The following is a 24,841-nucleotide window of genomic DNA, read 5'->3' as shown; positions in this document are numbered from 1 at the left end:
CCATAACCCGCTTCCGTGATATTCAGGGGGAAGCAGAACGTAATGGCTTCTCTGAGAAGCTGCGTAAAAGTAGGTGTCGCCTTAGCTATATATTAGGGTGTCGCTGTACACCCCGATGAGCGCTCGGTCGCGCAGCCCGCTTATTTTTGTTATGTCTATCGCCCCGAAGAGGTCGCGCACCTGGGCGGTGGAGAGCACGGGCGTCTTGCCTTCCCGGGCGACATGCTTCGGCCCCTTGACGGCGGCCGCCGGATTGGTGGGGATAATCTGCCTGACGACCAGGTAGTCGAAGAGCATTCGGAGCGCGGCCAGGTGCTGCTTGACGGTTGGCGCCGATCCCGGTTGCTTTTCTATATAAGCCGCGATGAGTAGGGGAGAGATCTGATCGAGCTCCGCGCCGCGCTCCTCGCACCAGGCGAAAGAATCCCGGACGGCGCGTGCGTAGGCCTCGCGCGTGTTCGTGTTGCGGATCGAGGCGAAGAAGAACTCGAGGAAGCCCTCCTGGGCAGCGCGTCCGGCGCGCGCGATCGCCCCCGGCAGGATAAACCCTTGACGGGGGGCGAGATTCGTGTTCGGTTGGGGTACGAGATCGGCGGCCATAAGAATCAAAAATAGCTATATCATAACCTCTTTTATGGGACTCGTACTCAATGGGATTGTTTGATACCAATCTTTGGATCGGCATTACCGGTATTATACATTGGGGATGCTCAGCGATGACCGCATGAATGAGTTGCAGAAGAACCAAGCCAAGGGCCGGGAAGATCGAGAGAGAAATACATGTCAAGTAGTAAGAAGAAAACCTTGAAAACTGATCTCTCCGGCCAACTGGCATGGAATCTGGCCACAGAGCTCCGGAAAGAGCTTCTTGAGAGTCAAAAGCTTCGGGCGCAGATCATTGTTGCAAAAGTTACCTTCGTGAGTACTGCAGTTGGAGTACTCGTCGCGAACATCGACAAGGTCCCGCCATCAGTCCTTGTAGTTCCAGCATTTGCAGCGATATTTCTTGACTTCCTGACGGCGAGCTATAGCTTCTCAATCAAGAGAATTGGATTCTATATTCGCTATCATCTGGAGCCAGTTATTCGAGAACAATGTTTGTGGCCCGATAAGGCTCTCTTGTGGGAGGAGTTCATGGATACACCCAAGGCACGGCAGCGCCTGAGCATTACCGGTAATCTGGGCATTACTACCATTGCGACGGGACTGGGTGTTCTTGGCGTTGTTATTCCTTGGCAACCTCAATTATCCGTTTGGATGCAAGTGGCAGTTGTCGGGTCTCTCGTGCTGTTCTTTGTCCTTGCGACTCGCGCCTACATTCAACCATGGAAGTTTGGCAAGGCTGATTAGGGATACGGTGTCAGGGGTGTTGTAAGTGATGCGTAACTAATAGACAACATAAAGGACATTATGTTGTCCATTCGTGCACGATCCTGCACTGAGTTCGAACCGCTGCTAGCCGGCGTCGCGCAGTCTCCTGCGCCACGCATCTAACAGGGCGGCGACTGACTTAGCCTTTTCCGCCGGCACCCGGTTTGCGTCGACAGACATCCGGAGCGTCTCTGCGGCGAGTTCGAGGTAGAGCGGGATGCGTGCCGGCGCGATGTCGGCCAGTGCCTGGAGATGGACGTCGAGCGTGCCGGCGTCGCCGCGAACGAGCGGTCCCGTCAGTGCGCGAGCCGGCGTAAGCGAGCGGGCATTCCTTACGGCGCTTTCGACGAGCGGCGCCAGCACTTGCTGCGCCTCGCCGGCGTCCAGACCCAGCGGCGCCAGCGCCTCGCCCGCCACATGCAGCACGGTCGTCAGATAGTTTGCGGCCAGCGAACAGGCGAGGTGATAGGCCGGCTTGTCGGCCGGATCGATCCGGAGCGGGTGGGCGCCGATGCGGCGGGCCATCGATTCGGCCGCCGCCACGGCTTTCGGATCGCCTTCGATGCCCACATAGATCCCGGCGAAGACGTCGGGAGAGGTACCGGGCGGAAAGGTCTGAACCGGATGGAAACTCAGCACGGCGGCGCCGGCGGATGCGGCATGCCGCAGCGCCGAGGCCGGCAAGGCTCCGGAGGTGTGGGCGACCAGCGCGTTCGTCCAGGATGGCCGCGACAGGGCAAGAGCCTGGTCGACCGCCGGCAGCGCGTCGTCCGGCACGCAGCAGAACACGGCGTCGACGTCGGCCGGCACATCGGCGACGGACGTGCCCGACGCGGCTCCTACGCCCGCGGCGAGGTGCGCGGCGCGCGCGGGGTCCCGGCTTATGACGGCCGCGATGCCGTATCCGCTATCGTGGAGCCTTCGTGCGAGGGCTGTGCCCACGGCGCCGGCGCCGACGATGGCGATGCGCGCGCAGGCGAGCGGCTCCGGATCGAGCGGAACGGACATCGGAAGCGCTTCCGTCCTATCGGTAAAGAATAGCGCCGAAGAAGCCCGGATGGCTGCTGTCCGGAAGATCCGTGTGCAGCACCTTCATGTGGCGCGCCCGGCGGTGCAGGGCGGCGATCAGGGCGACCATGAGACCGCCCTTGCCGCGGACCTCGATGTCGGACCCATTGAGCAGGGCCATGAGCCCCTGGACGTCGCCGGCCTCGAAGAGGCTCTTGAGCGCGCCCAGGCTGTCGGGCGTGCTGCGGACGATGTCGACGGACGCGACGACGAGCGTGCGGCGGTTGAACATCACCTCACCCACGGCCGAACCGAGCTCGGTACAGAACGCCGGCCGCTCATCGCCCATCACGATCGGTACGATCTTGAACGATCCGTGGAGCACCTGGAGAAAAGGCAGTTGCACATCGATGCCGGCCGTATGGAAGTGCCCGGTGTTGTCGAGGAAGATGTCGTCGTCTTCGTCGCACAACTCGTTGCATACTTCCACATTGATCGGCAGATCGCCCAGCGGGGTGTGGTACGACTCGAGGCTGCAGATCGTGATCTTCTCGAACGCGCCCGAATGGCTCGGCGAAATGAGCACGACCGTATCGAACGACTCGTTGGCCACACTCTTGTAGATCTGGGCGGCGACCGATCCGCCGGCCAGCAGGTTGTTGTCGGGAACGATCAGAGCGAGCACTTCCCCGTCGATGCGGGGCGCCGCGGCGCGATCCAGGAGAAGCTGGATGTGGCTGCGGAGTGGTTTCGGCTGCGTGGGATACACAGCCCCTTCGTAAATTACCATACGTGTTAGTCTAAACGTGAACTGCGCTGCAATCGGCTCCTGGCCGTTCAGCAAGATGGACAGAACGGAGGTGAGCTAGCGATCTCGCGCAGGATCTTGGAAATCCTTGGAAACGAGTTCTTCCAGAAGCGACATGATGCGCTCCTGTTGTTTCAGCGAACGGATAAACGCCTCGGGGTTCTCTTGGTACTCCGGTCTCCATTCCAGGACGGCGAGGACCTTCAGGGGGTGGGTCAATTCTTCGAGGACGTCCGGGTTCAGCGACTCGGCAAATCCGTCGCCGAACTGGCCGTACCCGTTGAGGATAAAGCCACGGGGGGGGAGCCCAAACGCCAGCATCATGCGCAGCGTCAGGATACAGTGGTTCAACGTGCCGCGCGCCGTTTTACCAATAATAATCGACGGAAGGTCGAAGTCTTTAAGCAGGTCCACCAGCGCATACCGGCTGGTGATGGGCACCATCAGCCCCCCGCCTTCGACGACGACAAATTTCCCCTGTTCGCGGAGTTCCGTGTAGGCTTCCCAGATTCGCTCCATATCGACGGGGCGGCGTTCCACCTGGCTCGCGACATACGGCGAAGCGAGCGTTTCGTATGAGACCGGGCTGATGAGGCGTTTCGGGGTTTTGATCCCGATTCTTCGGAGCAGATCGGTCGCACGTTCGACGGAGCCGCCGGTGGAGATGGGCGTGAGGAGCGTGGCGTCCACCCCCATCTCGTGCAGCAATCCAACGAGGCCGACGCCGATGATGGTTTTGCCTACATCGCGGTCCGTGCCTACGAGGAAGAGTCCATCAGCCATAGAGATGCGCGGGGGGCGATCCGGGTGGCCGGCCGCCACGAGGACGTCATGTTCAGGGAGTGGGCCCTACGGGATTCGAACCTGTGACCTCTCGCGTGTGAGGCGAGCGCTCTAACCGCTGAGCTAAGGGCCCTGATAGCCGATCTGTTCGGCCACGGAGGGGCAGATTGTACGCCCTTGCCGTCGTAAAGTCAACACAAAACCCTCATGCGTCAGTGCAGGTTTCGCGTGGTATGTAAAAGAACGCGCTTCTACCTGTCGTTACCTTTCGCAGGATGCGCGTAGCGGGTGTCGCGATGCGGCGGGGTCAGGGGGCCGTCGGCGGGTCGGCTGCGGGGGCGGGGGGGTACTCGGCGGTGGTTTCGAGGAGGAGCGCCTGGGGCACCTGGGGATACTTGCGGGGGACGGTGCTGAGGAGGGCGAAGGACGGGGCCGAAGGGCGGAGGCCGGCGTGGGCGGGGAGGTATGAGGCGCGTGTTGCGGAGCGGGTTGGGCGGAAAGGTTGGGGCTCGACGATTTGCGCGTGGGGGGCTCGATCGGGTTCTCGGAAGGCGTCCAGGTTCCCCATCAGGATGGAGAGCGCGACGATCGAGGAGACGGTGGCCAGCATGCCCAGGCGCGAAGCGAGCGAGGCGGTTCCGTGGACCGGCGCCAGACAGGATTCCAGCGCGAGGCGCTCGTGGATCCTCGGTTGAAGACCATGCGGCGCCTGGTGCCGGCATCCATAGCGGCATAGCAGGTTTCGCGCCTGGAGCAGGTGCTGGACGTGACGAGCGAGCGCGGGGTTCACCCGCATACACTCCTCGAGGGCATTGCGAGCCGCTGGATCGATCGTGCCGTCCACGTACTCACAGAGCCATTCGTCTAGATCCGAAAAATCGTCGTCTTCCGTGTCGTGGTATCCGTCGGTCATAGCAAGACCTGCTTACTGAAACGTACCGTGTACATCCAGGAAGTAGCACTCGCCGCGACAATCCAGGGATCCAACCCCGCTCAGGGATCAGTTCGCTTCGTGGGGCACGTAAACGTCTTTGAGGAGCGTCTGGAGCTTGGTGCGTCCGCGGTTGATGCGGCTCTTGACCGTCCCCATGGGGAGGCCGGTGATCTCCGCGATCTCCTCGTACGCCAGCTGCTGCACGTCGCGCAAAACGACGACCTCGCGAAACTCCTCGGGAATCTGCCGAAGCGCCTCCTGGATATGGCGATCCTGTATGGTACTTTCGGTATGCTTGTCCGGAGAGAATGTTTCGTCTGGAATCTCCACCTCGTACTCTTCCTCGTCCCGGTTGACGGACTGGAGGGAGTACAGACGACGGCGCTTGCGCTTGCGGTATTCCGAGCGCGCGAGGTTGCCGGCGATGGTGTACAGCCACGTGGAGAATTTCGCAATGCGGCGGTAGGAATGCCGGTTGCGATAGACGCGGAGGAAGGTCTCCTGAAGGAGGTCTTCACACTCCTTCATGTCCCCCAGGAACCGATAGATGTAGTTCGTCAGCGGGTCTTTGTACCGGCTTACGAGAATGTCAAACGCCTCAACGGTACCTGCCTGGAAGTACGACATCAAATCCTCGTCACTCATGGTAGCGAGCGATTCAAAGTGCCGGTTCGCCTGTGGCTTCCGAAGGACGACGTCCTTTAACTTTTTCGACGGTGTCGTTGTCATAGTGCGCTCTATCGATCAGTGACAGTCGGCGACATGGATGTCAAACTGTCAGCTGGTATGTCTATCCTGTAGCTATATCGTTACAACCCGTACCTTTGGCGGGTTTTTCTGTCACGCCTCTGCCGGCCTCTGGGCCAGCCGACGCATCAGCAGTGCCAGCACCAGCCGCTCGTCGCGGCCCGATCCACCCTTCAATTCATAATCGGCAGCGAGCAAAGATGCAAACGCTCGTTCTACCGCGTATCTATTGAAATGGCGTATCACTTGCTGGTATTCCTTTATAAAGTAAGGAGAAATTCCAACTCGCGCTGCAATTTCTTTGTCCGTTATGCCTCGGCCCTGTATACCGTGCAGTTTCCAGAGTTTCGTGAAGTAGGAGGTAAGCACCGACACGATCATCAGCGCCTCGCCCCTCTGATTAGATGCCTGGCGCAACAACCGTTCCGCTGTCCGGAGTGCGTCAGAATAGCGGTATTCGCCGATGGCGCGTTGCAATTCGAAGACATTAAACTCGCGCGTCTGTCCACTCGCGCGCACAACGTCGTCGCCCGTGATGGCTTTCCGGTCGCCGGCGTACGTAATCAGTTTGTCGATTTCCACCACCGCGGCCTGCAGGTTCACGCCGATGTAATCCGCCAGCATGTGCACCGCCTCCGGCGTAATGGTGTAGCCTCGGGCCTGCACCTGTTTCTGGAGCCACCCCGGCATCTGATTGTCGTACAGCGGCTTGATCTCGGCCCATTCCGCGTGCGCCTTCAGCCCGCGATAGGGGTGTGCGGACAGGTTCGGTTTTTTGCCGCACAACAGTAAGACAATCGCGGTCGGGTTTGGGTGCTCGGCATAGGCCGCAAAACGTTGACTTTCTTTCAGCTGGTCGAACTCGCGCACGATGACGACGCGTCGTTCCGCCATCACCGGATAACTGGCGCACAGGGCCAGGACCGATGGGGCGTCGGTGTCGTTGCCGTACACGATATCCAGATTGAAGGCGCGTTCGTGCTCTTCCAGGCTGTTCGCAATGAGCTGCCGCTGCAATTCGTCCATCAGGAACCGCTCATCGCCGTAGATGAAATACAGCGGCTTGAAGTTGCGATGCCTGAAGGCGGTATCGAGCTGCTCGTATGTTTGACCTGAAGCTGCCATCGTTTATTCCGGTTGCGTGGCCGCGAACGCGCTGTATCGGTACCTGTGTGTATACTACCCGTCGAAGCGGCGCGACACCTAGTGCCGGCTGCCGAAAGCTCGGAGCATACGCTCCGGCTTCGAGGTTCAGGGCGCGGTGTACCGCCAACAAAGCCCAGGCCTCGACGGGGGCGCGGTCCGCATCGGCTCAGCGGCATCGTTCGGGCGTGCGCGCTGCCGACCAAGATAGGGGCCGGCGCGCTCGATCGCACGCATCCGGGGGATGTCTGCGCCTCGGCGTGAAGAGATAACGAAGGGACGGGCCGGTTTCGTATACGCCGGCGGCGGCGTTACCGCGTCGACTTGGCTTTGAAGTGGATGGTCACGGGTACCCCTTCGAGCGGGAAGGCCTTGCGGAGCTGATTTTCCAGATACCGCCGATACGATTCGGCGATGCCCTGCGGGAAATTGCAGAAGAACGTGAAGACGGGCGGACGCTCGTGCACCTGCGTCACGTATTTGATCTTGACGGGGCGATTCCGGTACATGGGCGGCGCGGCGCGGCCGATGGCGTCGAGCATCGCCTCGTTCAGCCGGCTTGTCGGGATGCGCGTCGAGCGGCGCTCGGCGACCTCCAGCGCGGTATCGAGCAGTTTGTGGACGCGCTGCTTGGTGACGGCGGAAATGGTGATGACGGGGACATAGCTCAGGGTCTTGAGCCGCTCGTGCATGTCCGTGGTGAAATCGCGCGCCGTATTGGTCTCCTTCTCGATGAGGTCCCACTTGTTGATCGCGACGACGAGCCCTTTCTTCATCTCCTCGGCCTGCTTCAGCACGCGAATGTCCTGCGTTTCGAGCCCCATCGTGGCATCCACGAGCAGGACGGCGACGTCGCACTCCTGGATGGCGCGCTCGGTACGGAGCTGGGCGTAGAACTCGACGTTCTCCGTCACGCGCGCGCGCTTGCGAAGCCCGGCGGTGTCGACGAGCACGATCTCGCGCCCGTGGTATTTGAAACTCGCGTCGATCGCGTCGCGCGTCGTGCCGCTGATTTCGGTGACGATCGAGCGGTTCTGATCGAGCAACGCGTTGGTCAGGGACGACTTGCCGACGTTGGGCCGGCCGATGAGGGCGATGCGCGGGCGTTCGTCCTTCTCGTCGCGCACGGCCGGCGCGGGAAGCCGCTCGACGATGGCATCCATCAACTCGCCCGTGCCGGAGCCGTTCAGGGCGCTGATGGGGAAGATGTCCTCGAATCCCATCTGGTAGAATTCGCTCGTGCCCCAGCGGCGCTCGGCGTTATCCGCCTTGTTGGCCAGCACGAGGACGGGCGTCTGGGAGCGTCGGAGCATGCCGGCCAGCTCTTCATCGAGGCCGGTGATGCCGGTGGTGACATCGACGACGAACAGAACGAGGTCGGCTTCCTCCGTGGCGATTTCAACCTGCTCCCGGATCGCTTTCTCGAACCGGTCGTCGGAATGGGCCACATAGCCGCCGGTGTCGGTCACGGCAAACTCGACGCCGTTCCACTCGGTATTGCCGTAAATCCGGTCTCTCGTGACCCCGGGTTCATCGTGCACGATGGACTGACGGGATTCGATGAGCCGGTTGAAAAAGGTCGACTTACCCACATTGGGGCGGCCGACGATGGCGACTAGGGGCATCGGGTTGGACGATCGGGAAAGGGACCAAAGAGGCCAGTGTACTCAGAGCCGCTGTTTTCGTTCTAGGTAGAGCGCGCGGAAGAGCATGTAGGTGGTTTCGGCCGTCTCGGTGGTGAACCAGTAATTGATGCCGGCGCCGACCGCCGCGCCGGCGATGGGGATGGCCTGCGCGATCTTGCGTCCGAGGATGTTTTTGGCGATTTCGCGGGGGAGGTGACGGTTCTGGTCGCGGAACGTGCCGGTGACGCGGCCCTTGTATTCGAGGTTGTTGGCCAGCGCGGCGGCGGCGACGCTGATTTCGCGCAGCGCCTCGTTTTTCGAGCGTTGTTCGTTGCTGGCGGCCACGTTGAAGATGGAGAGCACCAGCGGCTGGAAGGCCGGCCCGCGCAGTTCGAAGCCGTACGACGCGCCGATCTGCTGGATGAGCCGGAGGTTGATCCCGAAGAGCAGGGGAATATCCGCCGCGATGAAGACCGCGCCGCCGAGGCCGGTCCCGCCTCCTTCGACGGCGGCGAGGAGGGCGTTCTGGTTAAAGAAACTCCGGGCGATTTCGTCGAGCTTCTCGATCGGCTCGTCGCGCAGTTCCTTCAGGTCTTCCACGTCGAGCCCGCGCTCGCGGGCTTCCGTGAGGATGTCCGCCGGCTCGAACGTCCACGCCGAGGCGTTGTTGAGCATCGACAGAAACTGCTCGATCGCCGCGCTGGCCTGGTCGATGACATCGGCCGGCACGACGCGTTCCACCACCCAGTCCATGGGCTGCATCGCCCAGCTCAGCGCCTTGACGAGGAACGAGGCGTCGCCATGTTGCCACTTCTCCAGTTCGCGCTGGACTTCTTTTTCGTAGGCCGAGAGCCGCATAGGGTACCTGTTCATGCGCCTTGCGGCATGCACGCGGGAGTTATCCGATCAGTTCGTACTTCTTCAGCAACCGATACATGGTGGCGCGTCCGATGCCGAGTTCGACCGCCGCTTTGTCGACGTTCCCGTCGCAGATGCGGTAGGCGCGTTCGACGGCGAGCTGTTTGAGTTCCTCGAGGGGGACGATGTCGGTGCCGTTGTGCCCGAGGGCGACGCCGGCCACCTGTTCGATTTCCACCTCTATACCGTTTTCGGATTCGTGATGTTGCGTTTTCGGCCGGGGGCGCGTTTCGGCTGCGGCCGGCGCCGAGGGGCCGGCCGCGCGATCCGCCCAGGGCGAGATCATCGTGCGCTCGTGGAGCATCAGGTCCTCGACGCTGATTTCGTCGCTGTCCGAAATCAGGATCGCGCGTTCGATGGCGCTTTTCAGCTCGCGGACGTTGCCGGGCCACGGATAGTTGAGGATGGCTTTCCGCGCCTCGGACGAGAGCTTTTTGCCCTTAAAATCCGAGTGGGCGTTCAGGTAGCTGCTCAGGAACGTGTGGGCGAGGAGCAGGATGTCCTGCCCGCGCTCGCGGAGCGGCGGGAGCTGGATCGGGAACTGGCAGAGCCGGTAATAGAGATCCTCCCGGAAATCCCCTTTGCGAATCATGGGGATGAGATCGCGGTTGGTGGCCGAGATGACGCGGGCGTCGAACCGGATCGTGTCGTTCCCGCCGACGCGGGTGATCTCGAAGTTCTGGAGCGCGCGGAGGAGTTTGGCCTGAAGGTCGAGGTTCAGCTCCCCGATTTCATCCAGGAAGATCGTGCCGCCGTCGGCCTGTTCGAACTTGCCGATCTTGCGGGCGTGGGCGCCGGTGAACGATCCCTTCTCGTGGCCGAAGAACTCGCTTTCCATGAGTTCCCGGGGGATCGCGGCGCAGTTGACCACCACGAACGGCCCGTTTTTGCGCGCCGAGTTGTAGTGGATGGCCTTGGCGACGAGTTCCTTGCCCGTGCCGCTCTCGCCCTGGATGGCGACGGTGAGGTCGCCCCGCAGCGTCTTGTGGATGAGCCGGTAGGCAGACTGCATGGCCGGGCTCTCGCCGATGAGGCCCTCGATGTTATAGTGTGCCGATACCTCCTCGCGCAGGTTTTCCAACTCCTGCGACATGGACACCTTGTCGAGCGCGTTTTTGGCGACGATCGACAGCTTGTTGAGGTCGTCGCGCCCCTTGGTGATGTAGTCGTAGGCCCCGGCTTTCATGGCTTCGACGGCCGTGTCGACCACGCCCTGGGCGGACATCATGATCACCGGCAGGTCGGGATATCGCCGCTTGATGCTCTTCAGCGTTTCTATCCCCCCGATGCCCGGCATCATGATGTCCAGCACGACGAGATGCGGCTGTTCGTCGAGCTGTTCGAGCATTTCGTTGCCATTCGCATAGACCGCCACCTCATACTCCGGATTTTTGTCCAGGTGGTAGCTGATCATGCGGGCGTAATGATGGTCGTCGTCGACAACGAAAATCCTGAATCGCATGGGACTGTAAATATTATCGTGGGGGGAAACGCGAAAAGGCGGCCTGGGAATCCTACCGGGCCGGCCGACATCAATGGAGATTCAGACCGTTGGGCTCATCGCGTTGCGGAGGATGGAGGCAAACGCGTGGGCACGGAGGGGGGCTGGTGGAGCTCCAGCCTGGCAACAACATAGCTATCTCACGCGGCACATATAGCGCCTTATAGCTCAAATACCCGTGATTTGTTGCCTGGGCTGAAAAAGCGGGACGATTCGTCCCGCGCACGGGTTATCGGATGAGCCAGAGACCGAGTGCGCCTACGAGGAAGCAATAATAGGCAAAATACTGGAGGTTGCCACGTCGAACAAAATCGATCACGACTTTGATGGCCACGATGCCGGAAACATAGGCCACCACGGTACCGAGCAGCAGGCTGTCCCAGCCGATGCCGATCCCGGTATCCATCACTTCGAGCCCCTGGATCAGCGTGGCCCCGAGCACGACGGGAAGCAGCATCAGAAACGAGAAATCCGCCGCGCGTTGCGGGGTGACATTTTGATACAGCGCGGCGCAGATGGTAGAGCCCGATCGGGAGATGCCCGGGATCATGGCCGCCGACTGGGCGATACCGATGATGAGGGCTTTCAGCGGGGTGATGGGGCCGGACGGATTCTTGCGCAGCACGGTCAACATCAGCAGGATCCCGGTCACGATGAGCATCGAACACGTGAAACGGGGATCGTCGAAGCGGGCCTCGAGGAAGTCCTTGAGCATGATGTACGTCAGGCCCGTAGGGATCATGGTCAGCAGGATGAACAGGGCCGTGCGGAACGAATCGTTTTCGCGGTACGACGCGGCGAATTGCGCCGGCTTCGCGAGCGCGCGCGCCGTCCCGGCGATCAGCTCCAGGATCCGGCTCCGGTAAACGGTGATGATGCTGAGCGCGGTGCCGAAATGCACGAAAACCTCGAAGGTCACGCCCTGGGCGTCCTGGTTCGTCAACCCGAGGAGGTATTCGCCCAGCACGAGATGACCGGAGGAAGAGATCGGTAAAAATTCCGTTAGCCCCTGAATCAGTCCAAGAATCGCCGCTTCCCACCAGTTCATATAGATACTTCGGATTGCAGGTTGCGGGGCGCGGACGTCTGGTTGGGGCCTAAGGCCAACGCATGGTACGTGTCGCGGGCGCGAACCTTGTATGGTTGAATCGTCACAGTAGACTCGTTCGTTCGGCGGGTGTTTGCGGATCTTTCTCGATCAATTAACCTGATCTCATGAAGGGCTCATTCGGGCAGCGCCGGCGGCACGAGCACGACCTGTTCGCGCTCGACCAGCACGGCGCCCGGCGCCGCGCCCTTCGGCTTGCGTACGAATTTGCGCTCGGCGATGATGACGGGTACGAGGGTGCTGCCCTTCGCCTTGCTGAAATAGGCGGCGATGCCGGCAGCCTGTTCCAGGATCGGGCGTGGCACCGGTACGGTGCGTCCGGGCCGGCGCAGGACGGCGTGCGATCCCGGCACGCCGCGCGCGTGCATCCAGAGATCGAATTTTCTTGCGTGTTGAAACGTCAGCACGTCGTTTTGTTGCGCGCTTTTGCCCACCCACACCTCGTACCCATGTCCGAGATCGAAGCGCCGAAACGGCAGCCGATCGATCGTGGGGGCGCCGGAGGCGGTAAACGGGGCGATGGCGTCGGCTTCGTCCTTCATGAACTGGCGTACATCGGCTGCGGTGTGCTGCTCGCGGAGTGCGGCGAGGAGGCGCTCGGCTTCGCCCGCCTGCCGCTCGACGCTATCGAGCCGCGCTTCCGCGTGCGCCCGCGCCTCGCGGGTGAGGCGCGCCTTCTCGTAATAGGTCCGGGCATTTTCCAGCAGCGTGCGTTCGGGCTGGAGGGGAATCACGACCGGCTGCTGGTCGCCGAACAGGTCCGTCACCGTCACGGCATCGCCGGCGCTCGATGCCGGCGCCGGCTGGGCCATGAGCAAGTGCCCCCAGCGTTCGTACCGTTCGGCGCGGCTTTCCTGTGTAAGGGATTCGAGCATTTTCGCTCCGCTCTGGCGGTAGTGCGCGGCGGCCTGGGCGAGCTGGCGTTCGAGCGGGAGGAATACCTCGATGTATTGCTCCTGCGCCAGGCGGCGGCGCACGAACACGGCCAGCGCGTGATCGGTCGTGTCGAAGGCCTCCGACGTCTGCCCGGCGCGTGCGAGGAGTGGGATCAGGGCAAAGGCGTCGGGCACATCGCCGCGCCAGTAGAGGGTGGGGCGGGGCGTCGCGAGGTCGGCCTCGACGGCGCGTGCAGCGGAAAAAAGCTGTTCGAGCTGGGGCGCCGAGCATGCGGCCGATGCCGTGGGGGCGAGGCCGGCGCGGCGGATCGCCTCTTCCGCGAGATCCCGGTCGAACAGGGGGAGGGCCCGGCTGAGGGCCCGCGCGAGATCCTTGTCGCGTGCCGGCCAGCGGGACGCGAACGCATCCGGCGTATCGACATCCGGCGCCGGCGTGGGCATCGGGGCCGGCTCGTCTTCGAGCAGGCCGTGGTGCTGGAAGGCTTCCTCGATGGTGCCGTCCGCGCGGACGAGGAGGACATTGGGCCGCGGCCCGAAGAGCTGGACCTGCATCCAGCGGCCGTCGGCGAAATCCAGGAAAAGCACCCGGTCGCGCTCCGCCAGGCGGATACGTTCGATCCGGGCGTCGAGCGCGGAGGCGAAAAGCGTGGCGACGTTGCGGCGGGCGCGGTTATAGCCTTCGGAGCGAAACGCGTACGGAAAGGCGCGACGGGTGGAGATCCGCAGCATCCAGGTCGTGGCCGGGTTGGCCAGCGCGAGGGTGCATTCGTCTTTGGACTGCGAGTATGCGTCGCCGAGGATGCTGCCAGCGAGCGCATCGTTCCATTCGGCGCTCAGCGCGCGGAGCGTGTAGTAGTTCGTCAGCATGCCGGATGCGCGGACGCATCATCCTCCACGCCGTTCGACGAGAAAGGAAAAGAGCCAGATGAGCGCCCACTGCCCGGCGCTGATCCACCAGGTGTTGAGTGCGAGCAGGGTCACGTTGATGGCGTAGAGCGCATGGAAAAAGAGCGCCGGCGGGGCGTCGTCCGCCTTTTTACGCTGCCGGCTCACCTGCCCGACGCCTCCTCCGAAAAACGCGAGCGCCTTGATGGCCAGCATGAACGGCGTATAGATAAACACCACCCATTGCGCCCAGGAGACCATCCCGGTCGTGGCGAGCACGATAAACACCGTGATCGCGATATCCAGCACTACGTCCTTGAGCCACTTCATGGAAGGTGTTTAAGGTTTCAGGTGCAATGTTCGAGGTTTTTCGTCAAGGCGTTCAGGCCACGTTGACCCTTCGACCTCGAACCTTAAACCTATTTGATCTGCTTGAGCAATCCTTCGAATATACGATCGGCGATGCGGGGTGCGAGTTTGTCGAGCAAATCGTCTTCCATGTCGCGTTCGGTCTGGGTCAGTTCTTCTTCATCGAACAGCTGGCGTTCGCTGCGGGACAGGTCGAGGTCGCGGTAGTCGCCGGCATAGACGCCGCGCGTCATGCCTTTGGTGACGTCGGCGGTGACGGTGCCCGAGGTGAGTTCGCGCCGCGAGTCCGTGTCGATGATGCTGTAGGATACTTCCGCGACGAGGCGGTAGGTAAAGCTCTTCTCGATGTACGTCGTATCGATCGGCGCCGGCCCGCGCGTGCTGGCTTCTTTCGCCCGTTCCTTCACGCGCGACTCCTCGTACTGGAGCCGCACGATCTCGCCGACGACGACCATGTCGGATTCCAGAGCCCGGCCGATTTCAGCCGCTTCCGAGCGGGAGACGACCTGGGTGTCGTAGCGCAGCCGGCGCAGCTCGCGGCGCAGCTCCACCGGATCCGAGAGATGCAGGAACATCGGAGGCTCTTCCCAGAAATCGAAGATGAGCATGTCGTTCAGCGCGCTCACGATGCCGGCGGGCGCCGTCTCTTCGGCCTGTTCGGAGGGGTAAAGGGGCAGGAACGCAATGTCTCGGGTGCCGAGCCGGAGGGCTTCCTGCTGGAGGTCGATGCCTTGCTGCGCGCGCGGGTGATTCGGGCCGAGCATGGACACGACCGCGGTGCCGTGGTCGTAGGCGACCCGGTAGTATTCCCGGCTCATTTCCTGCTCGCCCCACCGCACATGCACGCGGGCTTTTGCGAGCAGCACTTCTTCCTGCTGCTGGATCGGGAGATCGTACCGTTTTTCGACGTTTTCGTAGATCTTCAGGGCTTCTTCCCAGTCGCCGGCATCCTCGGCGCGCTGTCCGCTCTGGATCAACGCCCGGATCGCGGCCGTGCTCAGGTTGGCGCGGTACTGGTCGTAATCCGGCGGCATGTTGAGCTGGACGCGGACGTCGCGCGCGCTTTCGTAGAGTGACCGCATGGCGTCGAGCGACCCCATGGCGCGCTCGAACGCTCCCTGGGCTTCGAGCGTCCGCGCCTCGTCGTAGTGGTTGTCGATCGCGATGGCGCCCACGCGCTCGAGGCCCTGCCGGGCTTCCTCGCGATCCGGTTCCTTGCGGAGGACCTGGATGTAATAGCTGGCGGCGTCGGCGTACTGGCCGCGTTCTTCCAGGTCGATCGCGCGCTCGAACCGCTTCTGCGTACTGACGCAGCCGGCCGCCAGGGTGATGGTGACGGTGAACAGGAGGAGTCGGGATAAGAACGTCATGCGCACGTGCGGGAAAATAGGGATTACAGCGGTGATGCGGCCTGATCGAGCGCCCCGAGGATGACGCCGAGCGCGCGGTCGAGCACGTCCGTCGGGATCGTCAGCGGAGGCGCGATGCGGACGAGGGCGTCGGCGTGCAGCGTCCATCCGAGGAGGACGCCGGCCTCGAGGCAGGTCCGCACGACCTGTTCGGTCGTGGCGGCGTTCACGAGTTCCATGCCCAGCATCGCGCCCCGTCCGCGCACCTCTCGAATGAGTGGATGGACAAGTCGTTCCCGAATCCGCTCTTCGAGCGCGCGGGCGCGGGCCGGCAGGTCGTGGGCGAGCAGGACATCGAGCGCCGCGGCGGCGGCCGCGCACGACACGGGGTGCCCGCCAAACGTAGTAACGTGGCTCAGCGGAGGATCGTTACGCAGGACGCCCATCACGGCGGAACTGGAGATGAAAGCGCCCAGCGGCATCCCGCCGCCCATCGCTTTCGCCACCGTCAGGATATCCGGCACGACGCCGAAGTGTTCAAAGGCGAAGAGGGCGCCCGTGCGGCCGAAACCGGTCTGGATCTCGTCGAAGATGAGCAACGCGCCCGTCTCGGTGCAGCGGCGGCGCAGCGCCTGCATCCAGGCGAGGGACGGCACGCGGATGCCGCCTTCGCCCTGGATGGGCTCGACAATCACGCACGCCGTGGTCGTGTCGATGGCGCGGAGCGCCTCGACCTCGTTGAAAGGCAGGAACGTCACGTTCGGCAGCAGCGGAAGAAACGGGTCCCGGTAGATGTTGCGCCCGGTGACGGAGAGCGAGCCATGGGTGTCGCCGTGGTACGACCGGTCGAAGGCGAAGAGGCGCGTGCGGCCGGTGGCTTTTTTGGCGAGCTTGAGGGCGCCTTCGTTCGCTTCGGTCCCCGTCATCGTGAAATACACGACCTGCAGTTGCGGCGGGAGCTGTTCCGCCAGCCGGCGCGCGAACCGCACCTGGGGCTCCTGGATGAATTCGCCATACACCATGACGTGCAGGTAGCGGTCGACCTGCGCGTGGATGGCGGCGGTGACGTCGGGATGGCGGTGGCCGAGCGACGAGACGGCGATGCCGCTGATCAGATCGATGATGCGCCGGCCGTCCGACAGGTGCAGATAGGGGCCTTCGGCGGAGACGACGGTCAGGCCGATCGGATGATCGCTGGTCCAGGCGACATGCCGGCCGAAATGTGAAACGAGGGGGTCCTGGGACATGCTCAGGTCGCTGGCTGGGCGTGGCGAGGAGCGGGATGCGCAACCGACCCGAGGCCAGCGCGACCGGTTACTCCCCGTAGATATCCTTGAGCGTGATCGGTCCTTGCGGCTTGCTGGGTCCGGCGGGTCGCTGCTGCTTTCTGTTCTCGTATTTGGCTTCGGATTCGAAGCGGCCGAATCGCTGTTCGAGCACCTGCGCGCGGAACGTAAAAATCTCGTGCAGGCGCCTCCGAACGTAGAGGTCGTGCGCGAGCGTACCGATCGGGCCGAGGTAAAGTCCGTACTGCACGATGTCCTCTACCTCGACGCCGCCCATGTGGGGTCGAAAGTAGTGTTCGTGATGCCACATTTTAAATGGCCCAAACCGCTGTTCGTCGACAAAAAAGTTCGGTTTTTTGATGTGGGTGATTTCGGTCACCCACTGCACGTTGATGAGCGGGACGGGGCGGATCGTGTAACTCAGGATGGTGCCGGGGCGCATCTCTTCCGGCGCCTCGTTGGTCATGCGGAAGTCCAACCAGTGCGGCGTGATCTGGCGCAGGTTCTTCGGCGACGAGAAAAAATCCCAGGCCTCCTCGATCGAGATAGGCAGGCGCTGGAGTGTCTGTAACCGGTGTATGCGCATAGGTGTAGCGTTGGGTGCGACGTGCACGGACGTCGGTCTTGTACATGGCAGCCGGCATGAGGTTCGTGCGTCAATCGCTGCCGGCGAGCAGCGCATCGGCGTTTTTGACGCTCAGCGCATAGTAGCGCGCCCTGAGGGCGTCGCGCTCGGCCTCGGTCAGGTCGCCCTGCCGGCCCTGCCGCCGCACGCGATCCTGGAACGCATGATAGAGCGACACGGCGGCGGCGACCGAGATGTTGAAGCTCTGCGTGAAGCCCAGCATGGGGATCATACAGCACGTATCGGCCAGTTCGCGCATTCGTTCACTGACGCCGTGCTGTTCGTTGCCCAGCACGAGCGCCGTCTTGCGGGTGAAGTCGAGGGTGTCGATCGGGACCGCGTCCGGGGAGAGATGGGTCACCGCGATCCGGTAGCCGGCCTCGCGAAGGCTCTCGACGCAGGCGTCGGGGGTCTCCCACCGGGTTATATCCAGCCATTTATCCGCCCCCTGGCTCGTCCTTGAAGATCGTTTGAAGTGTCCCTGGGCCTCGATGACATGAAACCGATGAAAGCCCAGCGCTTCGGCACTCCGCATCACGGCACTGATGTTGCCCTGGTTGATGAGGCCTTCGACGACGGTGGCCACGGTATGCGTCCGGCCGGCGAGGACGTGCTCGATGCGCTCCTTGCGTGGCTCGGTGAGGAAGGGCGAAAGGCGCTCGATCACCACCGCCGGCGGCAACGCCTCCACGCGGGACGTGGATCCGGAAGCCGCTGACGTTCGTTTCTCGCGTTCTGACATGTTCACAAACCTGCTATACTCATGCGTCTGATCTCCACGCGCGCTGGCCTGTTCCTGGCGCTCTGCTTCGCGGTGGCCGCACCGCTGCGCGCGCAATCCGCGGCGGACATCCTCAAAAAGGTGTCGGATCGATACAGCGATGCCATCGCCAAGATAGATAATATGGAAATGGTGATGCGTCCGGAAGGCGCATTCGCTGCCTTCGACAAGATGACGACCTACTATGAAAAGACCGGCGGCAAGGAGGGATTCCGCTCCCGGTCGGTTTTCGAAGGCGGCATGGCCGAGATGATGAACGCGGCCGCCGAGTCGGCAGCCCCGCCCGACATGCTGTCGATGAACGCCAGCATGTTCGAGAAGCTCTCCGACACGGCGACGCTGGTCGGCAAGGAGGAGATGGACGGCATCGCGACGTTCGTGCTCAGCGTGGACGATCTGCAGCCCCTGATGGAGGACCTCAGCACGGGCAATGCCCTTTCGCAGAGCGCGGAGACGGTGTACGGCAAGGGAACGCTGTATATCGACGCGAAAGAATACGTGCTCCGCAGGATGAGCTTTTCGATCGAGGTCGAGCCGCAGCCAGGCGCCGGCAAGCGGAACATGGATATGGAGATGACGATGTCCGACTTCAAGACGGTCGGCCCTCTCTATTATCCGCACCGCATGACGACGGTGATGGACAATCCGATGTCGGCCGAAGAGCGCGCCGAGATGCAGGCCCAGCGGATGCAGATCGAAGCCATGCTCGATCAGGTGCCGGAAGCGCAGCGCGCCTCCCTCCGCAAGATGCTCGACGCGATGGGCGGAAACGACATCACGACCGTGATGGTCACGGAATCCCTCAAGGTGAACGAGGGGATTCCTGCCGGGGTGTTTGATTGAGTGACGGTACGCACGTTGGCGAGGCGATAGGTGGATGCGGGATGCAGGATGCGGGATGCGAGATGCGGGATGCAGGATGCTGGATGCAGGATGCAGGATGCTTGGCGAAATACCGTGCGTTTGATCGGTGATCCGGCATCCCGGTATCCCGCATCGGAAGACCTGAGGCTATAGTGCGTACGATCCGTGAGTAAGGGGCTTCGAGTGGTACGGGGATTGGGGAGAGCGGGAGGGTGTTAGTGCTCCCCTGCTCCCCAATCCCGCACCGCTCACATCGCGTTCTCCAGCATCGTCGCCACGTCGTTCAGCACGCCGGCCACGCGTTCGATCTGCTCGGTGGCCTCGGCCCATTCGCGTTGTTCGATGGCTTCGCGGACGCCCGGGAGCGTTTTGACGCCGTAGCCGGTGTAGAAGCCCGGCGCGTAGATCTGGTGGGTGAACCAGGGGCGTTTGGGCAGCCCTGACGCCGCGGTCATGGCCTGTTCGGTTTTCATCATGACCCGGTTGAGCGCCTCGATGCGCTCGGTGGACAGCGTATTGTCCCGGATGCCGCCCTGCAGCGCCTTGTCGAAGGCCGTCGCCTGCTTCTCCAGGCGATCGATGGCATTTTCGAGCGGAGCGAAGTTCAGGTGGGGCACCGGGGCCTTGGCGGCCGGCGGGACGTACCGCTCGGTCGGGTCGGCGGCGAGGGTGTAGACGCCGTCGGCGACACGCGTGTTGAGCTTTTCGGTGTCCGACCGCATGGTGTCGGCGAGTTTCTGGACTTCCGCGAGGTAGACCTTCACGATGTCGGCGAAATTGGCGTAGGCGAACGGCAGCGCATCGGCGTTGGCGAGGCGGAGCGTGGTCCGGCCGGCGGTGTTGGCGAGGGCCACGCCATACGTGAAGCCGGGGTCGCCGAAGCGGGTGTAGTGGTCGTACGAGTCGTAGGTCGAGTGGTACGAGCCGCCGCCGCCCTCACCGCCATAGCCGAGGTTCAGCGAGGCGATGCCGAGATGCTGGAGGAACGGGGTCCAGTCCGAACCCGAGCCGAGCGGCGAGATCCGGAGGTCGGCGCGGCGGGCCTCGTCGTCGTTGCCGCTGGCGCGCATCCGGGCGCGCAGGCGGGCATCGGCCGTCACGTCGGTTTCGGGATCGGTGATGTCGCGGCCGACTTCGTTGATGAATTTTTCCAGGGTGTGCGAGCCGCCCATGCCGAGGAAGCCGCGGCCGTTCCCGTCCGAGTTGATGTAGACCACGGCTTTTTGCTTCAGCTCGTCGGCGTGGTATTCGGCCCACTCAGTGGAGCCGATGAGGCCGGGCTCTTCGGCATCCCAGCTGGCATAGACGAGGGTCCGTTTCGGCCGCCATCCCGTCTTCGCGAGTTCACCGATGGCGCGGGCCTCCTCCATCATGGCGACGGTGCCGCTGGTCGGGTCCGCGGCGCCGAACACCCACGCGTCGCGGTGGTTGCCGCGGATGATCCACTGGTCGGGATACGTGCTGCCCGGCATGCGGGCGATGACGTTGTAGGCCGGCACGATATCCCAGTTGAAGGCGAGCTTGATGCGCACCGTCGCCGGCCCGGGGCCGATGTGGTAGGTAAACGGCAGCCCGCCGCGCCAGCCGGCGGGCGGCACCGGGCCGCCCAGCGCCTCGAGGAGCGGCTGCGCGTCCTGGTAGGAGATCGGGAGCACGGGGATCTTCATGAGGGTGGGCGCTTCCTCGAGGGAGAGGCGGTCCGTATCTTCCTTGGCCCCAACGCCCGGCGTCAGCGGGTCGCCGGGGAAGAGCGGCATGTCGGCCACGGAGCCGCGCTGCGCGCCGAACTCGGGCCGATAGGCGCCTTCGGGGTACACCTCGCCCTGGAAGTAGCCGTCTTCCCGGGGATCGGAATAGATGATGCATCCGATGGCGCCGTGTTCATAGGCCAGCTTGGGTTTGATGCCCCGCCACGACCTCCCGTAGCGCGCGATTACGATTTTACCCTCGACGCTGATGCCCAGGCGTTCGAGATCGTCGTAGTCTTCGGGTGTGCCGTAGTTCACGTACACCAGTTCGGCCGTCACGTCGCCGTCGGCCGAATAGGCGTTGTACGGGGGGAGCAGGTCCTTGCGGATGGCGGAGGTGGCGTCCTGCTTGAGGGCTGGCTCATCGAGGCGGGCCCGGTAGGCAACCTTGCCATTGAGGATCAACTCGACGCGGCGCTCTTTCGGGGTGGGGAAGAGCACGTTGAAGACCTCCAGCTCGGTGTCGTATCCCCATTCCTTGAATTTCGCGGCGACGAAGTCGGCATTGGCCTTCGCCCCCGGCGAACCGACATGATGGGGCCGCGAGGTGATGGTCTTCATCCAGCTGTCGAGGTTGCCGGCGTCGAGGTGGCTTTCGAATTGCGCTTCCAGCGCGCGCTGGCCGGCGACGTTTTCAGGTTTGAAGCCGAGCAGCGGGGCGTCGGCGTGGGACGCGAAGCCCAGGGTGAGGGCGAGCAGTACGATACGAGTCAGACGCATAACACAGGTTGGGATGAACGATCAGGCAGGTACACGGCATGCCGCGTCCGACCGTCGTGTCCGACAGCCACGTCTTACGGCCGTGCCCGCCCAACGTACGCCATTTCGGTGGAATGATCCAATCCGGCGATGGGGCGTTTAGCAGCCATACCTCCATCCACCCCAGACAGCCCGAACCCATGAATCTGAACGACAAAGTAGCGATCGTGACCGGCGCCAGCAGCGGCCTCGGCGATCATTTCTCCCGCGCCCTCATCGAGCGGGGCGCCATCGTCTACGGTCTGGCCCGATCCGAGGACAAACTGAAGCGGTTGCATGACGCCCTGGGCGACCGGTTTCACCCCATCGTGTGCGATGTCCGGGAAGAAGACCAGGTGCAAACGGCCGTCGGCCACGTGATCGAGGAGGAGGGGCGTGTGGATGTGCTCGTCAACAACGCCGGCCTGGGGCAGTTCGGCCCGGTGGCGTCGCAGACCCTCTCGCAGTGGGATCTCCAGATGGAGACCAACCTCCGCGGCGTTTTCCTGTGCACGCGCGCGGTGCTGCCGGCGATGAAGAAGCAGAACGAGGCGTCCGGTTTCGGCGGCCACATCGTCAACATCGCGTCGGTCGCCGGCCTCGTCGGCAACGCCAACCTGGCCGCCTACAACGCCACGAAGTTCGGTCTGCGCGGGTTTAGCGAGGCCCTCATGAAGGAAGTCCGCAACGACGGCATCAAGGTGACGAGCGTGTGCCCCGGTTCGGTGGCGACCCATTTCGGCGACGTCGCCGGCTCGGGCGGATCCGCCAACCCGATGATGCCCGAAGACGTGGCCTCGACGGTCATCCACGTGCTGGAGGCTCCGGACAACTACCTCATCAGCGAGGTGGTCATGCGGCCGCTGCGCCCTTCGGGGAAATGAGTCGATCAAACGACCGTGCCCGGCTGGTAGGCGTTCACCTGGCCTTTGTAGCGGAACAGGAACTGGAGCAGTTTGACGAAGCCGGCGGATTGTTTGCGGACGTACCACTGGTCGGCCGCCCGCCGGGCTCCGAGGGCGTAGGTGGGGTAGGGATGGATGGTGTCGGCGAGCTGCCGTAGCGAGATGCCGTTGCGCATGGCGACGGCGTATTCGCTGATCAGTTCGCCGGCGCTGACGCCCAGGATATCCGCGCCCAGGATCTTGCCGTTGAAGGCCTTCGCATACACCTTGATCAGCCCGTTCGGCTCGCTTTCGGTGACGGCGCGGTCCACTTTCGTGTAGGGGAAGCGGTACTCCTCGTAGGCGATCCCTTTTTTCTTGAGTTCCTCCTGCGTCGCGCCGACATGGCCGAGTTCGGGTTCCGTGAACGTGACCCAGGGGACGTGTTTCATGTCGAACTTCATCGGCACCTTGAGGAGCATGCGCGTCATCGCCACCTTGGCCATATGCTCGCTCATGTGCGTGAACTGGTACCGGCCGGCGATATCGCCGATCGCGTAGATGTGCTTCACGTTCGTGCGGCCGCTCTCATTGACCGGGATGCCGCGTTTCGTGTAGTCGACGCCGGCCGCCTCGAGGTTGAGCCCGTCCACGTTCGCCGCGCGGCCGGTGGCGAGCAGGAGGCCGTCCGCCTCGATGATCCGGGTCTGCCCGCCCGATTCGGCCTCGATGGCGATCGCGCCGTCCTTGCGGTACACCTTTTTTACGGCGGCGTTCATCACGTACGCGACGCCCTCCTTGCTCAGCTGCTGCTGCAGCAGGCCGGCCAGCTCCGGGTCGTCCTTGCTCATAATCTGGCCGCCGCGGTCGATCACGGTGACCTGCGCGCCGAGCCGGGCGAACGCCTGGGACATCTCCGTGCCGATGGGGCCGCCGCCGACGATGGCGAAGCGCCGCGGCATCGCGTCGATTTCGAACAGCGACTCGTTGGTGAGATAGGGGACGTCGCCGAGTCCTTCGATGGGCGGGACGAACGCGCTCGCGCCGGCGGCGATGACGATGTAGCGGGCGCTGAACCGGTCGGATCCGCCGGCGTGCGTCAGTTCGATCGTATGGGCATCCACAAAGGCCGCCTGCCCCGTCCGCACGTCGATCCCCATCCGCTCGAAGATTTTGGGGCTATCGGCATCTTCGTACACCTCCTCGCGAATATGGCGGACACGGCCGATGACTTTCGCGAAATCGATGTCGACCGGCTGGTCGGTGATCCCGTAGGCCGCTGCTTCCCGCATGTAATGCGCCACCTTGGCCGCTTTCAGGATCGCCTTGCTGGGCACGCAGCCGGTCCAGGTGCAGTCGCCCCCCAGTTTGTGCCGCTCGATCATCATGGTTTTGGCGCCGAAGTTGGCGGCGATGCCGGAGGAGGTGAGGCCGGCTGCGCCGCCGCCGATTACGATTACGTCGTGGGTGTAGGGCATAGGTGCGAGTATGGAGCAGGGTGTTGCGTCAGTACGGAGGGGGTGTGGGGTCGATCACGGAGCGCCATCGGGGCGATCCATCGGAGCGGCGACCTGGCCGCGGATCTTTTTGACGGTCGAGTAGACCCCGAACGCGACCATGCCGGCGATAAACGCATAGACCCACAGGGGGATGTTGCGGCCGGCGATCAACAGGTACAGATAGGCCGAGATGAAGAAGAAGCCGGCGAGCAGCGTGGGCGCCACGATCGGCTTGTTCGCCCGGAGGTTACGCACCAGCCACGCGAGGCTCAGGGTGAAAAAAGGGATGGCGCCGACGTAGATGCTGCCGAAGATGATCGGGTTGACGCCGTATTTTGGGCCCAGACTCAAAAACCAGTCAACGAAGGTCTGCCACATTGGGGTTGCTCGGGATGTCGATGGAATGCAGGTCAGTACGCCGGCCGCCGGCGAAGTTACGGTGGATGATTCCAAATGCGCTAAACGTTATCGATTTGTGATCTATTCCCCTGAAATGCACGCTTCGCACGACGAACCCGGGCCCGACTTCTGGCGCCATCTGCTGGCCGCGCGCGCGTCGCGTGTCGAGACGCGCACGGGTGACGTCGGCCTGTGCATCGGGGAAGCCGTGATTCGCGTCGAGGCGATGGCCTCGCCCTGCGCGGTGGAGACGATCGAACGCGGGGTCTGGACAAGCGGTCCGCTGGCCGGCATCGCCTTTTCAACCGCCTATCGATGGGTCTGGGACGCCGGCAGCGGGCACCTCCACCTCTCCCATCTTCGTTTTGGAGCGGACCGACCTCTCTTTCTGGTGACGCTGGTGCGACGCAAGACGAACGACTGGCGCACCGTGGCGCCGCATCGCTGCGGGGCGGACGTGTATGAGGCCGCGATCACGTCGTCGCCGGCCGGCTTCTCGCTCCGCTGGCGGGTTCAGGGGCCGGTCAAGGACCAGCAGCTGACGACCCGCTACCGGAGCGGCTGAGGCGCCC

The 24,841-nt window shown here is 63.2% G+C and carries 25 protein-coding genes and 1 tRNA gene; 5 read left to right on the top strand and 21 right to left on the bottom strand.

Features of this window, described 5'->3' with window-relative positions; genetic code table 11:
- Window positions 1-81: 81 nt before the first annotated feature.
- On the bottom strand, window positions 82-600 hold the full coding sequence (locus R2834_18450) for a site-specific integrase (protein ID MEZ4702321.1): 519 nt from the start codon (window positions 598-600) through the stop codon (window positions 82-84).
- Window positions 601-780: 180 nt separating this feature from the next.
- Between R2834_18450 and R2834_18445 the strand changes: the two genes are divergently transcribed.
- The gene (locus R2834_18445; GenBank protein MEZ4702320.1) at window positions 781-1,350 is read left to right on the top strand and encodes a hypothetical protein; all 570 of its coding nucleotides are present in this window, start codon (window positions 781-783) and stop codon (window positions 1,348-1,350) included.
- Between the two features lie 105 nt (window positions 1,351-1,455).
- Here R2834_18445 and R2834_18440 read toward each other — a convergent pair whose 3' ends face one another.
- The 3 genes from R2834_18440 to bioD form a co-directional block, all read right to left on the bottom strand.
- Complete coding sequence (locus R2834_18440; GenBank protein MEZ4702319.1) at window positions 1,456-2,379, bottom strand: DUF2520 domain-containing protein; 924 nt, start codon at window positions 2,377-2,379, stop codon at window positions 1,456-1,458.
- A 16-nt stretch (window positions 2,380-2,395) separates the two neighbouring features.
- Window positions 2,396-3,169: an AmmeMemoRadiSam system protein B gene (gene amrB / locus R2834_18435; protein ID MEZ4702318.1), complete on the bottom strand. Its 774-nt coding sequence runs from the start codon at window positions 3,167-3,169 to the stop codon at window positions 2,396-2,398.
- A gap of 75 nt (window positions 3,170-3,244) precedes the next feature.
- Window positions 3,245-3,916, bottom strand: coding sequence for a dethiobiotin synthase (bioD, locus tag R2834_18430; GenBank protein ID MEZ4702317.1), 672 nt, complete (start codon window positions 3,914-3,916; stop codon window positions 3,245-3,247).
- On the opposite strand from bioD, the gene R2834_18425 reads away from it, so the two are divergent.
- Window positions 3,887-4,057, top strand: a complete 171-nt coding sequence (locus tag R2834_18425; GenBank protein MEZ4702316.1) for a hypothetical protein — start codon at window positions 3,887-3,889, stop codon at window positions 4,055-4,057. The two genes, bioD and R2834_18425, sit on opposite strands and share 30 nt — an antisense overlap.
- Here the strand turns inward: R2834_18425 and R2834_18420 are convergent.
- The 14 genes from R2834_18420 to R2834_18355 form a co-directional block, all read right to left on the bottom strand.
- A tRNA-Val gene (locus R2834_18420) sits at window positions 4,031-4,103 on the bottom strand. The two genes, R2834_18425 and R2834_18420, sit on opposite strands and share 27 nt — an antisense overlap.
- 174 nt (window positions 4,104-4,277) lie before the next feature.
- Window positions 4,278-4,883 carry a hypothetical protein gene (locus R2834_18415; GenBank protein ID MEZ4702315.1) on the bottom strand — a complete coding sequence of 202 codons (606 nt, stop codon included), beginning with the start codon at window positions 4,881-4,883 and terminating at the stop codon, window positions 4,278-4,280.
- 87 nt (window positions 4,884-4,970) lie between these two features.
- The gene (locus tag R2834_18410) at window positions 4,971-5,549 is read right to left on the bottom strand and encodes a sigma-70 family RNA polymerase sigma factor (protein MEZ4702314.1); all 579 of its coding nucleotides are present in this window, start codon (window positions 5,547-5,549) and stop codon (window positions 4,971-4,973) included.
- A 195-nt stretch (window positions 5,550-5,744) separates the two neighbouring features.
- The gene (gene holA, locus R2834_18405; GenBank protein ID MEZ4702313.1) at window positions 5,745-6,776 is read right to left on the bottom strand and encodes a DNA polymerase III subunit delta; all 1,032 of its coding nucleotides are present in this window, start codon (window positions 6,774-6,776) and stop codon (window positions 5,745-5,747) included.
- 329 nt (window positions 6,777-7,105) lie between these two features.
- On the bottom strand, window positions 7,106-8,419 hold the full coding sequence (gene der, locus R2834_18400) for a ribosome biogenesis GTPase Der (protein MEZ4702312.1): 1,314 nt from the start codon (window positions 8,417-8,419) through the stop codon (window positions 7,106-7,108).
- Window positions 8,420-8,461: 42 nt separating this feature from the next.
- Complete coding sequence (locus R2834_18395; GenBank protein MEZ4702311.1) at window positions 8,462-9,292, bottom strand: EcsC family protein; 831 nt, start codon at window positions 9,290-9,292, stop codon at window positions 8,462-8,464.
- Between the two features lie 25 nt (window positions 9,293-9,317).
- Window positions 9,318-10,799, bottom strand: a complete 1,482-nt coding sequence (locus R2834_18390) for a sigma-54 dependent transcriptional regulator (protein ID MEZ4702310.1) — start codon at window positions 10,797-10,799, stop codon at window positions 9,318-9,320.
- A 268-nt stretch (window positions 10,800-11,067) separates the two neighbouring features.
- Window positions 11,068-11,886 (bottom strand): undecaprenyl-diphosphate phosphatase, encoded by an 819-nt coding sequence (locus R2834_18385; protein MEZ4702309.1) that lies wholly within the window; start codon window positions 11,884-11,886, stop codon window positions 11,068-11,070.
- Between the two features lie 176 nt (window positions 11,887-12,062).
- Window positions 12,063-13,709, bottom strand: coding sequence for an NFACT RNA binding domain-containing protein (locus tag R2834_18380; protein MEZ4702308.1), 1,647 nt, complete (start codon window positions 13,707-13,709; stop codon window positions 12,063-12,065).
- An 18-nt stretch (window positions 13,710-13,727) separates the two neighbouring features.
- Window positions 13,728-14,057, bottom strand: a complete 330-nt coding sequence (locus tag R2834_18375) for a hypothetical protein (protein MEZ4702307.1) — start codon at window positions 14,055-14,057, stop codon at window positions 13,728-13,730.
- An 89-nt stretch (window positions 14,058-14,146) separates the two neighbouring features.
- On the bottom strand, window positions 14,147-15,466 hold the full coding sequence (gene lptE / locus R2834_18370; protein ID MEZ4702306.1) for an LPS assembly lipoprotein LptE: 1,320 nt from the start codon (window positions 15,464-15,466) through the stop codon (window positions 14,147-14,149).
- A gap of 23 nt (window positions 15,467-15,489) precedes the next feature.
- Complete coding sequence (locus tag R2834_18365; protein MEZ4702305.1) at window positions 15,490-16,692, bottom strand: aspartate aminotransferase family protein; 1,203 nt, start codon at window positions 16,690-16,692, stop codon at window positions 15,490-15,492.
- Between the two features lie 67 nt (window positions 16,693-16,759).
- Entirely contained in the window at window positions 16,760-17,317 is a 558-nt protein-coding gene (locus R2834_18360) for an SRPBCC family protein (GenBank protein MEZ4702304.1), read from the bottom strand.
- 70 nt (window positions 17,318-17,387) lie between these two features.
- Entirely contained in the window at window positions 17,388-18,098 is a 711-nt protein-coding gene (locus tag R2834_18355; GenBank protein ID MEZ4702303.1) for an RNA methyltransferase, read from the bottom strand.
- Between the two features lie 21 nt (window positions 18,099-18,119).
- On the opposite strand from R2834_18355, the gene R2834_18350 reads away from it, so the two are divergent.
- Window positions 18,120-18,980 (top strand): hypothetical protein, encoded by an 861-nt coding sequence (locus R2834_18350; protein MEZ4702302.1) that lies wholly within the window; start codon window positions 18,120-18,122, stop codon window positions 18,978-18,980.
- Window positions 18,981-19,249: 269 nt separating this feature from the next.
- Here the strand turns inward: R2834_18350 and R2834_18345 are convergent, their stop codons facing one another.
- A complete protein-coding gene (locus R2834_18345; GenBank protein ID MEZ4702301.1) occupies window positions 19,250-21,469 on the bottom strand; it encodes a transferrin receptor-like dimerization domain-containing protein in 2,220 nt (739 codons plus the stop codon).
- Between the two features lie 179 nt (window positions 21,470-21,648).
- Between R2834_18345 and R2834_18340 the strand changes: the two genes are divergently transcribed.
- The gene (locus R2834_18340; protein ID MEZ4702300.1) at window positions 21,649-22,371 is read left to right on the top strand and encodes an SDR family NAD(P)-dependent oxidoreductase; all 723 of its coding nucleotides are present in this window, start codon (window positions 21,649-21,651) and stop codon (window positions 22,369-22,371) included.
- 5 nt (window positions 22,372-22,376) lie between these two features.
- On the opposite strand, the gene R2834_18335 is transcribed toward R2834_18340, so the two are convergent.
- Window positions 22,377-23,849, bottom strand: a complete 1,473-nt coding sequence (locus R2834_18335) for an FAD-dependent oxidoreductase (GenBank protein ID MEZ4702299.1) — start codon at window positions 23,847-23,849, stop codon at window positions 22,377-22,379.
- A 54-nt stretch (window positions 23,850-23,903) separates the two neighbouring features.
- Window positions 23,904-24,248 carry a hypothetical protein gene (locus R2834_18330; protein MEZ4702298.1) on the bottom strand — a complete coding sequence of 115 codons (345 nt, stop codon included), beginning with the start codon at window positions 24,246-24,248 and terminating at the stop codon, window positions 23,904-23,906.
- Between the two features lie 97 nt (window positions 24,249-24,345).
- Here R2834_18330 and R2834_18325 point away from each other — a divergent pair, with 97 nt between their 5' ends.
- Entirely contained in the window at window positions 24,346-24,834 is a 489-nt protein-coding gene (locus tag R2834_18325) for a DUF6314 family protein (GenBank protein MEZ4702297.1), read from the top strand.
- Window positions 24,835-24,841: the final 7 nt, after the last annotated feature.

Source organism: Rhodothermales bacterium (assembly GCA_041391505.1).
GTDB lineage: Bacteria > Bacteroidota > Rhodothermia > Rhodothermales > JAHQVL01 > JAWKNW01.
The sequence above is the reverse complement of the archived record's forward strand: the minus strand, read 5'-3'. Positions and strand labels throughout refer to the sequence as shown.